The sequence below is a fragment of the Variovorax boronicumulans genome (assembly GCF_040544675.1).
Classification (GTDB): Bacteria; Pseudomonadota; Gammaproteobacteria; order Burkholderiales; family Burkholderiaceae_C; genus Variovorax; species Variovorax boronicumulans_D.
On the sequence record NZ_JBEPKK010000002.1, the window covers coordinates 344,249 to 359,898 of the forward strand.

At 72.4% G+C, this 15,650-nt stretch carries 4 protein-coding genes; all 4 read right to left on the minus strand.

Annotated elements, in window-relative coordinates; translation table 11 throughout:
- Positions 1 to 5: 5 nt before the first annotated feature.
- A complete protein-coding gene (locus ABIC90_RS04965; protein ID WP_354352938.1) occupies positions 6 to 6,071 on the minus strand; it encodes an amino acid adenylation domain-containing protein in 6,066 nt (2,021 codons plus the stop codon).
- On the minus strand, positions 6,068 to 12,685 hold the full coding sequence (locus tag ABIC90_RS04970) for a MupA/Atu3671 family FMN-dependent luciferase-like monooxygenase (protein WP_354352939.1): 6,618 nt from the start codon (positions 12,683 to 12,685) through the stop codon (positions 6,068 to 6,070). Before ABIC90_RS04970 ends, ABIC90_RS04965 begins: the two co-directional genes overlap by 4 nt.
- Positions 12,686 to 12,748: 63 nt before the next feature.
- Positions 12,749 to 13,126, minus strand: a complete 378-nt coding sequence (locus ABIC90_RS04975) for a VOC family protein (protein ID WP_354352940.1) — start codon at positions 13,124 to 13,126, stop codon at positions 12,749 to 12,751.
- Positions 13,127 to 13,333: 207 nt separating this feature from the next.
- Complete coding sequence (locus tag ABIC90_RS04980; RefSeq protein ID WP_354352941.1) at positions 13,334 to 15,352, minus strand: carbamoyltransferase family protein; 2,019 nt, start codon at positions 15,350 to 15,352, stop codon at positions 13,334 to 13,336.
- Between the last annotated feature and the right edge of the window lie 298 nt (positions 15,353 to 15,650).

Genomic DNA, 15,650 nt, shown 5'->3' on the forward strand with positions numbered 1-15,650 from the left:
GGTTTTCAGAGGATCGAAAGCAGGAGTTCGGCCTTGGCGCCGAGCTGCGCGTCGGCGGACGCGTTGTCCCGCAGGTGGTTGGCGAGTTGGCGGACGGTCGGTGTCTTGAAGATCACCGATGCATCCAACTGGACGTCGAACAGTTCGCGGATCTGCGCGATGACGCGGATGGCCGTCAGCGAATAGCCGCCCAGCTCGATGAAGCTGTCGTGCACGCCGATCTGCTCGACCTTCAGGACCTTGGCCCAGATCCGCTGCAGCACCTGTTCCAGCGCGTCCTCGGGCGCGGCGTAGTGCGTGCTCAGCACCGGCCGGCCCTGGGGCGGCGCGGGCAGCGCCTTGCGGTCGAGCTTGCCGTTGCGGCTGCGTGGCAACTGCGCCAGCCAGACGCAGGCGCGCGGCAGCGCATGGGGCGGCAGGTGACCGGACAGCCAGGTCCGCAGTGCCATGTCCGTGGGGGGCGCCTGCTCGCCGCGCGCGACCAGATAGGCCACCAGCCGGTCGTCGAGCGCCGCATGGTGGACCACGGCGGCTTCGGCGATGCCCGGATGCGCCAGCAGCCGCGCCTCCACTTCCGCCAGCTCGAGGCGGTGGCCGGCGATCTTGACCTGGCGGTCGCTGCGGCCGAGGAAGACCAGGGCGCCCGTCTCGTCGAGCAGCGCGCTGTCGCCGGTGCAGTACATGCGTTCGCCCGCCGCCGCCGGATCGGGCAGGAAGGCGGCCGCCGTGGCGCCCGGCGCCCCGGCATAGCCCAGGCTCAGGCCGGCGCCGGCGATGTGGAGCGTGCCGATGCTGCCCTGGGGCACGGGATCGAGCCGGTCGTCGAGCAGGTAGCAGCGGGTCGCGGCGATCGGCACACCGATGCTCTGCCGCTGCGGGCCCAGCCGCGCCGCGGTCGACCAGATGGTGGTCTCGGTCGGGCCGTAGCAGTTCCATGCCTCCTGCGCGACTTCGCACAGCCAGTGGCCCAGCGGCGCCGGCAGCGCCTCGCCGCCGACCAGCGCCTGGGTGCGCGGCACGCCCTGCCAGCCGCGCAGGCGCAGCGCCGACCACAGCGAGGGCGTCGCCTGGATCACGGTGCGGCCGGCGATGTCGCTTGCCGGCTGGTAGGCGGCGGGGGTCAGCGCCTCTTCCCGGCTCAGCATCTGCAGCATCGCCGCGCTCGCCAGCGGCAGGCCGAACTCCAGCAGGCTGATGTCGAAGCTGAGGGCGGAGCTCAGCATCACGCGGTCGCCCGGCCCGGTGCCCAGCAGCGAACGGAAATGCACCAGCACGTTCGCGTAGCTCGCGTGGCTGACCTCGACGCACTTCGGCGCGCCGGTCGATCCCGAGGTGTACATGCGGTAGGCGGGCAGCGCCGGGCCGGCGCGCACGGGCGTGGGCGCGGGCGCGGGCAGCGACCGCGCCTCGTCCTCCAGCGCGCGCAGGCTCGCCCAGCCTCGCGGGCCGAGCCGCCGTGCGCCATCCTCGCCGCAGACCACCAGTGCCGTGTCTTCGGCGATGCGCTCGAAGCGCGACGGCGGATCTTCCGGGTCGAGCACGACGAAGCAGCCGCCGGCGCGCAGCACGCCCAGCAGCGCGACGGCCAGCGCCGCGGTGCGCGGCAGCATCAGCCCGACCACGCTGCCGGGGCCGATCCGGCGCGCGCCGAGGGCAGCCGCCACGGCCGCGGAACGCGCGTCCAGCTCGCGGTAGCGCATGTCGCCATCGGCCGCGCGCACGGCGATCGCCTCGGGGTGCCGCTCGGCCTGCACGGCGAACAGCGCGGGCAGGTGCGTCGCCGGGCCCGTGCCCTCGTCGGCCACCAGCACCGAGGGGCGCAACGACGGCAGTGCGCGCGCCGTTGGCAGCGGCGCATCGATGTCGTTCGCGAGCGCCTCGAGCGCGGCCTGATAGCACCGCGCGACCTGGTCGGCACGCGCCTGGCTGAAGCGGCGCGCGTCGAGGCAGAGGTTGTACGAGATCAGGCCGCTGGCCGGCTCGACGTTGAAGCTCGCGGTCATCGCGAAGCTGGTGACCTCGTGCGCGAAGCGGTCGTGCTGCACCAGCGCCGGTGTCGCCGCGATGCGGTTGTGGAAATTGGTGAAGTAGAACAGCGATTCGGACAGCCGCTCGCCGCCCGCGTCGCGCTGGATCTCGGAGAACGGCAGGCGCCGGAAGCCGAAGGCCTCACGCTGCTGCCGGCCGACCCGGCCCGCCAGCGCGCGCCAGTTCTCGTCGCCGATGGCGGCGCGCACCGGCAGCGTGTTGATGTAGAGGCCGACGCTGCGTTCCGCGGCTTCCTCGTCGAGGCGCACGTTGGCGACGCTGCACGACAGGATCTCGCGCTGCCCCGTCAGCAGCCGCAGCGCCACGAGATGCGCGGCGAGCAGCAGCACGGCCAGGGGCTCGCTGGACTGGCGCGCGGCCTCCTGCAGCCGCGCGTAGATCCGCGGCGGCAGCGTCACCGGATGGTTGCGATGGGCGCCGTCCTGCGCCGCGAGCGCTTCGGGCCCTGCCGCGCCGGGCGGCGCCAGCGGCGTGAGCGCCGCGCCGGCGAGGTAGTCCTGCCAGAAGGCCCGTGTCGACGCGGACTGCATCGCGGCCGATTCGGCGGCGACGAAATCGCGATAGCGGCCGGGCGGCGGCGCGATGGTGTCCGGCCGCTGCTCGACCAGGGCGCGGTAGTCGGCGAACAGCTCCGTGTGGATCTGCTGGTCGCTCCAGCCGTCCATGATCGCGTGATGGAAGCTGACGGTGAACTGGATGGTTGCGGCGTCCAGGCGCTGCACCTGGAAGCGCAGCAGCGGCAGCGTGCGCACATCGAAGCCGCGCTCGCGTTCCGCTTCGATCCACTGCGCGATCCGCTGCTGCTGCGCATCCGGCGCGAGGGCCGAGAGGTCCTCGCACGCGAGCAGTTCCACGCCCTGTGGCCAGACCTGCTGCACCGCGCTGCCGTCGCGTGCGACGTCGAAGGTGGTGCGCAGGCCCGGATGGCGCGCCACGAGCCGCCGCGCGGCCTCGTGCAGGCAAGCCTCGTCGAGCTGCAGGCCGAGACGGTAGCTGAAGATGTCGTGGTAGCGCCCGTCCACTTCGTTCTGGAAGATCATGCCCATCTGCAACTGCGAGACGGGGAAGCTGTCCTCGACGCCCGGTGGCGCGTCGGTGTTGCGCGGCGCAAGCTCGGGCGCGGGTGAAGCCCGTGGCCCTTCGAGCGCCGAGGCTGCCACCGCGAGGTCGCGCAGCACCGGGTGGTCGAACAGGTGCTCGACCGACAGCATGATGCCCTGCCTGCGCGCTTGCACCGCGACGGTGATCGCGCGGATCGAATCGCCGCCCTCGGCGAAGAAATGGCTGGACGGTCCCAGCGTCGGCACGCCCAGGACCGTGCGCCAGATGGCCGCGAGCGTCGACTCGATGCCCTGTGCCAGCGGACCCGCGTCGGCGCTGTCGGCCTGCGCGAGCTCCGCCAGCAGTTGTCGTTCGTCGACCTTGCCCTGCGGCGTGCAGGGCAGGCGTTCGATCGCCACGATGCGGTTGGGCAGCATGAGCGCCGGCAACCGGGTCGCGAGCCAGGCATGCAGCGTGCGCGTCTCGACGGCCGCGTGGGTGGTCACGGCGCAGACGATGGCCGGCTGCGGCTGGTCCGGCAACTGCCGCGCGAAGGTGTGGCAGCCCGAGACGGCCGGATGGCACAGCATCTGCGCGCTGATCTCGCCGGGCTCGATGCGCACGCCGTTGCGCTTGATCATCTCGTCGAGGCGGCCGAGGAAGACATGGTGGGCCGCATCGGTGCGGCGCACGCGGTCGCCGGTGCGGTAGAGCCGTTCGCCGGGCCGGCCCTGGGGATCGGGCAGGAAGCGCTGCGCGGTCTCGCGCGGATGGCCCGCATAGCCCTGCGCCAACTGCGCGCCCGCGATGCAAAGCTCGCCGTCCTCGCCATCGGCCACGGGCTGCAGCCGGTCGTCGAGCACGCGCAGCGCGGTGCCCGGCGTCGCCGCGCCGATCGACACCGGCCCGGGCGCCAGGGCATCGGCGGGCTCGCTGTGCACGCAGCAGCCGACCGTCGCTTCGGTCGGCCCGTATTCGTTGTGCACGATCGATGCGGCCTCGCGCAGCGAGCGCGGCAGCATCGCGCCCGACAGCGCGGCGCCGCCGACCACCACGTGGTCCGGCCAGCGCAGCGGGCGCGGGTCCAGCGATTCGAGCGCCGCGATGCCCTGCAGGTGGGCCGGCGTGAGCTTGACGAAGGACAGCGGCGCCTGGTCGGCGTCGGCCAGCAGGCCGTACAGCGCATCGAGCGGCAAGGGGTCGGGCGCGAAGCGGACCGGCTCGCCCGCAAGCAGCGGCAGCCAGAGGCAGGTCTGCGTGAAGTCGAATGTGAGTTCCGAATGCACCAGGGTGCCGCCGCGCCGCTCGCTGGCGTAGCGCGGCGCTGCCCAGCCCAGGTAGGCCGCGAGCGCCGCGTGGCTGACCGCCGAGGCCTTGGGCGCGCCGGTCGAGCCCGAGGTGAAGAGGATGTAGGCGGGCGCGGCCGGATGCGGGCGGTGCGCGTCCGCGCCGTCGGCGTCCGAAGGGCCAGAGGCCGTCGGCGCCAGCACCGGCGGCAGGCCGTCGGCGTCTGCGGCCGGCGGGTCGGTGCGGATCAGCAGACGCGCACCCGCGCGCCGGCAGCTCTCGCCGGTGCGGCCCTCGGGTGCATCGGCCGCGAGCGGCAGCACGGCGCCGCCGGCGCGCCAGATGGCGAGCCACCAGACGATCCATGCCGGACCGCGCGGGGTCTTCAGCGCCACCGTGTGTCCGGGGCGGATGCCGCGGCTGCGCAGTGCAGCGGCCGCCGCGCGGACGGCCTGGTCGAGTTCGGCATACGACAGCGTCGTGGTCTCGCCGATCAGCGCCGGTCGTTGCGGGTGCTCGCGCGCCCAGCGGGCGACCGCCTCGCCGATGTCCGTGTCCGCGGGTGCGTGCCAGGGCAGGGCGCCGAGGCGCTGGTGCGCCTCGTCGTCGGCGGGCCGCAGCAGACGGCCGAGGCCGGCGGCCGCGGCGTCGAACTGCGCGGGCGTCAGCCCGCGCCCGGTCAGCCGGAGCTCGCCGGGCGCGTCGACCGCGAGCTCCAGCAGCGCCGCCGAGGGCGGCGGCGTCAGCGTGGCCTCCTCGACCGTCAGGCCGGCGAAGCGCGCGGGCAGCGGACAGGCCGGCACGAACAGGAAGCGCGGATCGCCGCCGGCGGCGGCTGCCGCGCCATCGAAATGCTCCGCATGGGAAAGATCTGTGGCCGCCTGCCCGGCAATGGCGGCGGCCGCGCGCGCGCTGCCGCCGCTCCAGTCGACGTCGAACGGCAGCCGCAGCACGCGGCCGATCGGGCCGAGCATGTCGGCATCGCCCGCGAACCGGTTGCCCGGCGCGAGATAGCCCGATGCAACCCGGCCGCGCCGCGTCCAGCGCGACAGGAACAGGACCCAGCGTGCGAACAGCCAGTCGTCGCCCTGCGCGGGGTCGCAGCGCAGCGTGGCGCTTCGTTCGTCGTCGTGCGCCGCGGCCGGCGGCGTCTGGTCCGTCACGGCGAGCTGCCGACCCGCCCAGTAGCTGCCGCCCTGCGGATCGCGCAGCAGGTCGCGGTAGCCTTCGGACAGGTCGGCGTACTGGAGCACCAGCGCCGGGTCCGCCAGGGCCCGGTCCAGGTAGAGGTCGGAGATCCGCCCGAGCAGGTCCGCGACCGACCAGCGGTCGGCGCACCAGGCGCTCAGGCCCAGCTCGAGCACGCAGCCCGTGTCGGTCTCGCGCAGCGCGGCGCACAGGGGCGTTGCCTGCGCGGGCGCCGGCAGGTCTTGCGGCAGGTCCGGCAGCGGCAGGTGGGGCGCGATCTTCTGTTCCGGCTCGGCGCCGTCCCGCGGGGCCTGCAGCGAGGTGCGCAGGATCTCGTAGCGCCGCACCACCGCATCGAGCGCGGCGAGCAGGCGTTCGCGCTGCAGGCTGCCGCGCAGCCGCAGGCGCACGACGTAGCGCTGCGGCGGTTCGTCGCGGCGCCAGCGCGCCTGCTGTTGCGGCGAGAGCGGATAGCCCGGCGATGCGTCTCGGAGTTCGTTCTTCATGTCGTGGGAAATCTACGCGGTTCGTGGGAGGCCTGGGCCGGCGAGCCGATCGTGCGGCCCATCATCAGCCGGATGTCGCGCGGGCCCTCGAAGGCGCAGCGGCCATGCGCCATCAGCAGGTTGTCGACCATCAGCACGTCGTCCTTCTCGAGCAGCAGCCGGCGCTCGCAATGCGCGTAGGCGGCACGCAGCGCGGCGATCTCGTCTTCGCCGATCGGCGAGCCATCGCCATGGAAAGATCGGTTCGGCAGGTAGCCGTCGCCGTACAGGTCGCGGATGGACGCGCGCACCGCGCCCTCGAGGCTGGACTCGTGGAAGAACAGCGCATGGTTGAACCACGACGCTTCCTGCGTGACGGGATGCGTCGCAATGGCGGCGGCGACGCGCGACAGGCTCAGCCGCGTCTGCGAATGCCAGGTGACGTCGTAGCCGGCGGCGCGGCAGATGGAATCGACCTCTTCGGGCCGCTCGCACTGGAACACGTACTGCCACGGCATGCCCAGCGGCGGGCCGAGCTCGCGCCGGTAAAGCACGCCGCGTTCGGCGAAGCGCTCCCGCAGCGCCCAGGGCAGGCGGGCCAGCACCGCGCGCGAATCCGCGAGCAGGTTCTCGCCGCCGGACGCCGCGGGCGCGGCGCACCAGAAGAACAGCGTGCCCGGCCACTGGTGGGCATAGGCGTTCTCGTTGTGCAGTTCGATGCGCTGGTGCGCGGGATGCTCGGTCGCGGTGTAGAGCTTCTCGCCGAGCCGGGTGCGCGGCGTGGAGCGTTCGGTGTAGCCGACGAGCTCGCCGCACAGGCCGATCGCGAGCCGGCTCAATTCCTCGGCGCTCACGCCCGCGAAGCCTCGGGCCAGCACGGCGCCGTGGCGCTGCAACTGCGCGACCAGTTCCGCGCGGGCTTCGAGCGCGCTGTCCGCGAGCGTGGCATGGGGGCGGCAGGGCTCGATGCGCGGCACCGGGCAGTGGGCATCGGCCGCGACGAACCGCACGGCAGCCTCCGAGGGGCCGGCCGGTCGGCGGCGCGCCTTCTGCAGTTGCGCGAGCAGCGCGGCCCCGCCGCCTTCGCTGTTTTCGCTGCGTGATGCCGCGCGCCGCGCGGCCAGCGCCTGTCTTTCGAGCTGGATGTCGTCCATCTGCGCCAGCCGCGCGAGCACGGCGAGGAAATCGTCCCATAGCGCCCGCACCGCACGCTCCGAATGGCGCAGCGGATCGAACGCCACGCTCCCCGAGAAGCCGTCCGCGTCGCGCTGCAGGTTGATCAGCAGGCCGAACTTGGCCGCGCTCGGGGCCAGCACGCGCTCCCCGATCGCCAGCCCGTGCAGGCTCTCGAGCGGCGTGCGCGCGTCGTTGAGGACGAACTTGGCATCGAAGTGCGGCGCCAGATGGGTGCCCATGGCCTGGCGCCATTGCGCCACCAGCCATTCGTAGGGGTAGGCCTGGTGGCTGAAGGCATCGGTCAACTGGCGCTGGAAGGACTGCACGAGTGCGCCGGCATCGCCGCGCTCCGGCAGGCGCATCGGCAGCAGCAACTGGTTCACCATCATGCCGGGCACCTGCTCGAACTCGGGTCGCTCGCGGTTGCGCGCATCCGTCGCGATCGTCACGAGGCGGTCCGTGCCTGCGTCTTCCATCGCCAGGCATAGGGCGGCGACCAGCACGCTGAACTCGCCGGCGCGGTGGCGCGCGCTCAGCAGGTCGACCACCCGCGCCGGCTCGGCGCCGATGGCCACGCGTAGATGGCCGGCCGGCGGCGCGCTCGTCGCCGCGGCGCCGACGTCGGTCGCGGCGCGGCAGCGCTCGGTCTGCGCGGCCCAGAAGGCCGCCAGCTCGTCGCGTCGCGCGGCGAGGTGGCGGGCCTGCCAGTCGGAGAAGTCCACGTACTGCCACGGCGCTTCGGCCGGCTCGGCCGCCGAACCCGCGAGGATGCGGCCGTAGTCCCGCAGCAGTTCGACCAGCACGAGGCGCAGCGTGGCGCCGTCGCTCGCGATGTGGTGGATCACGAGGCACAGGCAGTGCGTCTGCTCGCCCGTGCGCAGCAGCAGCGCGCGCACCACGCGGCCGTTCAGGAGGTCGAAGGGCTCGTCGGCGAACGCGCGCAGCGCCTGCTCGGGCGATGCGCCGTCCACGGCGGCCACGCGGAAGTCCGGCGCGAGATCCTCGCGCCACACCTGAAGGTAGTCGCCCTCGTCGAAGCGGTAGGCGGTGGTGAAGATGCGGTGACGGCGCACCAGCGCCTCGAAGGCCTGCCTCAGCACCTCGGCCGAGAGCGGCCCCTCGATGTCGAGCGCCACGTGGTCGTGGTAGGCCCGGGCCTCGCCGCGGCCATCGAGGATGAGCATCGCGCGCTGCGCGGACGAGACCGGGAAGCTCGCCGTGCGTGCGACGCGCACCAGGGCCGTCCCTTGCGCGCCGGGCCCGCCGGCCAGGATCGCGCGGCGGTGGCCCGCGAGCGTGGGCGCGCTGTAGAAGTCGCGCAGCGTGACTTCCGCGCCGAAGTGCGCATTGGCGCGCGCCAGCAACTGCAGCGCGATCAGCGAATTGCCGCCCGAACGATGGAAGTCCGCCAGGCCGTCGAAGCCCGGCATCGCCTCGCGCCACAGCGCGTGCAGGGCGTCGTGCGCGGCCGGCGCCGGCCGCGGCAGGGTGGAGGTCGGCGCGCGCGTTTCGAGGTGGATCTCCTCGAGCCGACGCAGGTCCACCTTCTGGCTCGCGGTGAGCGGCAGCTCGGGAATGCAGACGATGTCGCGCGGCAGCGTGCCGACCTCCCACTGCAGCGCGAGATGGGCCTGCAGGGCCTCGGCCAGCCGGTCGTCGGCCGCGCCGCGCGGCACCACGAAGGCGACGATGGCCGGCGCGGCGTCCGGCGTTCGCGTTCCGCAGACCAGCACCTGCGCATCCGCGACCGCCGGGTGCCGCGCCAGCGCTTCGCGCATCGCGGCCAGCTCGACGCGGTAGCCGTTGATCTTGACCTGCGCATCCTGACGGCCCATGAACACCAGGCGCCCGGATGCATCGACGCGCGCGCGGTCGCCCGTGGCGTACAGCCGTGCGCCCGGCGCGCCGAAGGGATCGGGCACGAAGGCGGCCGCGGTCTGCGCCGGCCTGCGCCAGTAGCCCTGCGCGACGCCGACGCCGCCGATGTAGAGCTGCGCCTCCACACCCCGCGGCACCGGACGCAGCATCTCGTCGAGCAGATGGACCCGCACGCCGGCCAGCGGCGTGCCGATGCCCGAGGGGCCGCTGCGCCGCGCGGGCACGCCGCAGGCGGTGGCCCAGATGGTGGCCTCGGTGGGGCCGTAGAGGTTCGCGATCTGGGCGTCCGAGGCCATGCGCATGCGCCGCAGCAGGCCGTCGTCGAGCGCCTCTCCGCCCACGGCCCAGAAGGCGAGCCGCTCGAGCGCGCGCGGCAGGCGTCCGTCCTGCTGGAGCAGCAACCGGGCGGCCGACGGCGTGCATTGCAGGTGCGTGGCTGCGGCCCCGGCCGCGTCGGTGCTGCTGCCCGCGTCGCGTGCCGCCGCGAGCCGTTCGAGGCTGGCGGCGACGGTGTCGGCCGGCAGCCCGAAGTCGATCAGGCAGGCCACCTCGTCCACGCCCAGGCGATGGAGCCGCCGCAGGCGCTCGCGCGCCGTGCGCGGGCCGCAGATCAGGCTGCGGTCGGCGACCAGCCGCCGCGCCGCGCCGTCGAGCAAGGCCTCCTGCGTGGGCGCCTCGATCGCGGGCGCCAGGCTGCGCAGCGCATCGCGCGCGCCGTCGAGGTAGCGCACGAGCAGCGGCAGCGCCACTGCCGCGGCCCGGGCGTCGTCGGTGTCGACGTGCGTGTGCAGCATCAGCGTGACCCGTCCGCGCGGCGCGTCCTCGCCATGCAGCGCCTGCCATCTGTGGCGGTAGCGCTCGACATTGCGCGCCAGTTGCTCGATGTCCTGTTCGAGCAGGTGGGTCAGCACGTCCACGCCTTGCTCGGCCGCCGCCTCGAACTGCTCGGGCCGGTTCGACACCGTCATGGACAGCGGGATGGCGGCCTGCGGCGGCAGCGGGATGCGCGCCTCGAAATAGCGGCCATCGGGATCGTGGAACGGCACCGCTTCGCCGCGCCACAGCGCGCGCAGATCGCGCAACTGGCCGGCGACCGTGTCCGCGCGTTGCGCGAGGGGCCTGTGCGCGAGGATGAAATCGGCCGGGTTCCAGCCCGTGGCGAGCGACAGGCCGGCGCGGCCGTTCGACAGGCGCGACACTGCGGCCCAGTCCTCGGCCAGGCGCAGCGTGTGCTGCAGCGGCCCGATCGCGCTTCCGGCGCGGATCGCGATGCGCTGCGTCAGGCCCGCCAGGTGCATGGCCGTCAGCGCCGGGTTGGAGAAGAAGCCGCCGAACGCGGTGAAGTGCCGCTCGGGTGTCCACAGCGTGTCGAAGCCCTGGCGGTCGGCCCATTGCGCGGTCTGCCGCAGCAGCGCGAGGTGATCCTGCGGTTCGTAGTGTTCGGTCGAGCCGAAATAGAACAGGCCCAGCGCGGGCAATGCACCGGCCGCGTCATACGCCTCGTCCGCCGGCGCCTCGCACAGCGCGGCGAGCGAACCGATCCTGACGTGGAAGCCGCGGCTCATCGACCACAGCAGCTCGAGCATCGAGATGTCGAAGGACAGGCTGGAGACCGCGAGCCAGACCTCTTGCTCCTGCGCGCGCGTGCGCGGGACGATCCGGTCCATCGCGCCGCAGAACGCCTCCAGGCTGCCGCGCGACACCAGCACGCCCTTGGGGCCGCCGGTCGAGCCGGAGGTGTAGAGCAGGTAGGCCGGCAGCTCGGGCGAAAGCGGCGCGGGTTCAAAGTCGTCGAGCGCGATCGGCCGCGCCTCGCGCAGCCAGGACGACAGGTCCCGCCATTCGCCCGGCAGATCCTGCACCGGGCCGTCGGCGAGCTGCCAGTGCGCGGCCGCGTCGTCGAGGATCAGCCGCAGTCTCGCGGGCGGGAGGTCCGGCGCCAGCGGCACGTAGCTCAGGCCGCGCGCAAGGCAGGCCCAGATCGCGCAGAGCGTCGCGTGGTTGCGCTCGCCGAGCACGGCGACCCGCTCGCCCGGCCGCGCGCCGAGGCGGTCGAGCGCGGCCGTGACCGCGCGGATGCCGGCCTCCATCCGCGCGAAGCTGAAGTGCGTGCCGTCCTGCGTTTCCAGCGCGATGGCATCGGGCCGGCGCGCGGCCTGGTCGCGCAGCGATTGCAGCAGGCTCGGCGCTTCGCGCGCGGCCAGGCGGGGTCCTTCGAGCATGCCCAGGGGGATGCCCTCGGGCAGGAGCCGGTCGACCGGCAGCGCCGGCTGTTCGAGCGCCTCGCACAACTGCACGAGCATGCTGCGAAAGCCCGCGGCGAACTGCTCGATGCCGGCCTCGCGGTAGAGGCCGGTGTCGTACTCGATCCACAGGTCGATGCCGTCGCCGGCCTCGGCCAGGTAGACGCTGAGATCGAATTTCGCGATGCCGGTCTCCAGGTCGAGCGTCGCCATCTCGACCTCGCCGAGCTGCAGCGGCGGCAGCGGCGTGTTCTGCAGCGAGAACAGGATCGAGGGCGGCTCGGCGACGGCCTGGGGCGCCTCGTGCGCGATGCTGTAGAGCGACACCTGGCCATGGCGCAGCAGATCGCGCAGGGTGGCCGACACGTCGGCGACGAAGGACGCCACCGTGTCGTCCGCAGCGCAGCGATGGCGCACCACCACCGTGTTGGCGAGATAGCCGACCAGGCGTTGCCGCTGCCGCTCGTGGCGGTTGGCCAGCAGCGTGACGATGGCGAGGTCGCGCTTGCCGGTGCGGCAGGCGAGAAAGCGCAGGAAGGCGGCGACCAGCAACTGGTAGCGCGTGACGCGCAGCGCGCGGGCCGAGGCATCGAGCGACGCCATCACGCCGTCGAAGCGGCGCCGCAGCGTGCGCCCGCGCCGCAGTTGCGGCCGTGGCCGGGCCGGGTCCGCATCGGCCGGCAGCCGGGTCCATTGCAGTCCGTCCAGATGGTTCTTCCAGTAGGCCAGCGATGCGAGATAGGCGGGCTGGCGCGCGGCATCGAGCGCATCGGCCACGTAGTCGTCGATGCGGGAGACGGCGGAGCTCGGCGCCGCGGGCCGGCCCGAGGTGTAGGCGACGTAGGCGGCCGCTATGTCCTCGATCAGCACGCCGAGCGACCAGCCGTCCATCACCATGTGATGCAGGCACAGCAGCAGCACCGCGCTGCCCGGCGCGAGCGCGAACAGGCTCGCCCGCATCAGCGGTCCGCGCTCGAGGTCGAAGGGGCGGCGCGTTTCCTGGTGCGCGCACCGCGCCAGCGCCTCCTGCCGCGCGGCTTCGCCGAGCGCGCTCAGGTCATGGCGTTGCCACGGAAGTTCGGCATGGGGCTCGATGCGCGCGACCGGTTGTCCGTCCACGGCGGGGAAGCGCATGCGCAGGCTGTCGTGCCGGGACACGGCCTGCCGCAGGCAGACCGCGAGCGCGGTTTCGTCGAGCGGGCCCGACAGCCGCAGCGCGCTCAGGTGGTGGTAGGCGGGATCGCCCGCGTGCCGCTGCGCCAGCGCCCAGAGCCGGCGCTGCCCCAGCGTCAGCGGCAGCGTTCTCGCGGCGCGCGCATCCGATGTCTCGGCCTGCATGTCCGGCTAGCCGGAACGGGCGAAGCGGAAGACCCGGCTTCCATCGGAGGCATGCCCGGCCATCTAGTCGAGCTTCATGACCTGGAAGATGTTGCCCTCGGGATCGACGCCGTCGTACATCGCGTAGTCGAATCCGTCGTAGCGCTTGAGCGACTGCACCGCGACGCCCGCGCCCGCCAGCTTGTCCCTGTGCTGCGCCAGGTCCGACGAGATCGTGAAGACGAACTTGGCGTTGGTGCCGCTGTGATTGCCCGCCGGCTTCGCACGGAACGCCTCGCCGACGAGGTGCAGCGCGAGCTCGACGCCACCCGCATCGAAGACGACCCATTCGTTCTCGATCTCCTCGGTGATGACGGAGAGTCCGAAATGCTCCTGATAGAAATTCTTGAGCAGCGCGACGTCCCGCACATAGAGGATCAGTCGGGTCATTCTGGTTGTCATGAGCGCTCCACTGGACAAATCGTTGGCACTTGTATGTATGTTCGAAGGCATCGAACCCGTCCAGCGCGCCGGTGGCCCGGCGGTTCCCTCGCTGGCCGCACGTTCACCGTGTCGGCATGCCGCGTTCCCCTCGATCAACTCCTGGCGTAAAGCATACCGCCAACTCCGCGCGCTACAAACTTTTGTTCTTGAAAGTTCGGGTGCGCGCTAGCGCGTCGGCCTCACATCCACGAGGCGGGCCGCCCACAGCGCCAGCAATTCGGCCGTGACGCTCTCGTGCGCACTGCCCTGTTCGTCGAGCAACGCTCCGATCGATCGATCGGGCGCGGCCGCGAGCAGCAGCCGGAACAGCGGCTGCGACACTTCCTGCTCGACCTGGCGGTAGTACTTGTCCGAGTAGTCGTTGGCGATCAGGTGGCGCACGGTCCTGTGGCCCTGGTCGTCGCAAGCTTGCGTCAGCCTGAGTTCGAGGTACGGCGGCACCTCGATGGCCATGTGCAGCAATCCGTCGGCGGTCGCGCCGCGCCGGCTCACGACGAGCTCGCCGGCCACGAGCTGGTCGATGCCCGTGGTCAGCAGGCAGGCCAGTCCATCCTCGAGCGTGTCGACGATCGGCTCGCTGTTGTTGTTGAACGAGGTGTTCAGCAGGACCGGCGTTCCGGTGCGCGCGCCGAAGGCCTGCAGCAATTGCCAGAAGCGCTCGTTGTCCCGCGGCGTCACCGTCTGCAGCCGCGCCGTGCCGTCGACGTGCGTAACGGCGCCGAGCAAGGCCCGGTGCTCCTCGCGCACCTTGACCACCACGCCCATCGACGGGTACTCGCGGCCCTGCGGCACCTCGAAGTAGCGCGCGGCATCCGCCAGCGGCACCGACGGCGCGAAGGGCCGGAAGGCCTCGCGCTTCTTGACCATGGCATTCACGCGGTCCTTGTTGGCGGCGGGGCGCGCGTCGGCCAGGATGCTGCGATGGCCGAGCGCGCGCGGACCGAACTCGGACCGGCCCTGCATCCATCCCAGCACCTGGCCTTCGGCGAGCAGGTCGGCGCTGTGCGCCACGACGTCGTCCGGCCGATGCCATTGCAGCAGCGGCGCCCAGGGCTGCAGCCGCGCCTCCAGGCTCGCCTCGTCGAGCGCCAGGCCGAGGAACGGCGAGGCGCACGCGTTCGCCGCGGGCGCCGCGGCGGCGGGCGCTTCGTCCAGCGCGACCGCCATCGCGGCGCCGAGCGCGCAGCCGGCATCGTGCGATGCGAAGCAGACCGCGAGTTCGTCGAACAGTCCGCTGCGCTCGATCGCGCCGGTCATCGCGCAGTTCTGCGCCACGCCGCCGGCCAGGCAGAGCTTGCGCAGGCCCGTGCTGTCACGAAAGTGTCGCAACAGATGCAGCACCGCGCGCTCGAGCGTGCGCTGCAGCGCGGCCGCGAGATGGTGGTGATCGGCCGTGATCGGCTCGTGCACGCGCCGTGGCCGGAACAGGCGCAGCAGCGAGGGCAGGCGCTCCTGGTGGACCACGATCTCGCCGTTCTCCTGCAAGCTGATGAGCCGCTCGAACGCCGCTGCGTGGACCTCGGGATCGCCATAGGGCGCCAGCCCCATCACCTTGAATTCGTCGCGCGGCTTGAATCCCAGCAGGCGCGTGACCTGCGTGTAGAACGCGCCCAGCGAGTTGCGGATCGGGAGCTTGCGCAGCACCTCGAGCGAACGCGCATGCGCGCGATAGACCGAGCCCGACGCGAGATCGCCCTCGCCATCCATGGTCAGCACCAGCGCCTCGTCGAAGCCCGAGGTCGTCCACGCGCTCACCGCGTGACAGCGATGGTGCTCGATGAAGCGCAGCCGGCTTTCGTCGATCGCCGCGCCGGTCGAGGCCGACAGCGCGGCCGCCAGGAAACTGCGTCCGGACGGATGCACGCCGGTCGCGCGCGGCCGCAGCAGCGCGCGGAAGCCGACCAGCAGATCGAAGTTCTGCTCCTCCATGAAATAGGCGATGCGGTCGACGTCGGTGATCGACACTCCGGCCTGCCGGCAGCAGGCCCGGATCGCTTCCTCGGGCCGGTGGCCCGAGTGCTTGATGCGATTGATGCGCTCCTCCTCGATCGCCGCCACCACGATGCCGTCGCGCACCAGCACCGCCGCGCTGTCGTGCAGCCAGGTGTCGAGCGCCATGGGCTGCTGGTGGTCGCTGGCGCGGCGCGGACGGTCCAAGCCGCCGCTGATGCCGAGGATCAGCATCGGCGGCTCCCGCCCGTCGTTTGCGAGGGGTTCGAAGTCGTGCCGGGGCAATCTCCGGGACCTCGGGTGCAAGGCATCTTCATCGCTCTTTCCTGGTGCGCGGCACCTTCATCGTCGTTCGATGATACGGGCTGATATTCGCGCACGGCATGCGCGATATCCTGGTTGCACAAGCGCGGACGCACAGTAAAATTGGCGCGACTTTTGCGACAGGCCCCACGCCGGATCGCGAAGGCAACGTGGCCGGCCCCGTCGACGATGGGCTGCACGGCTTCGGAAAAAAATAAATACGAGGGGT

Bases quoted from the DNA above. Each gene is read 5' to 3' on its own strand.
- ABIC90_RS04965 (WP_354352938.1), bottom strand. From the start codon at position 6,071: ATGAAGAACGAACTCCGAGACGCATCGCCGGGCTATCCGCTCTCGCCG.
- ABIC90_RS04970 (WP_354352939.1), bottom strand. From the start codon at position 12,685: ATGCAGGCCGAGACATCGGATGCGCGCGCCGCGAGAACGCTGCCGCTG.
- ABIC90_RS04975 (WP_354352940.1), bottom strand. From the start codon at position 13,126: ATGACAACCAGAATGACCCGACTGATCCTCTATGTGCGGGACGTCGCG.
- ABIC90_RS04980 (WP_354352941.1), bottom strand. From the start codon at position 15,352: ATGCTGATCCTCGGCATCAGCGGCGGCTTGGACCGTCCGCGCCGCGCC.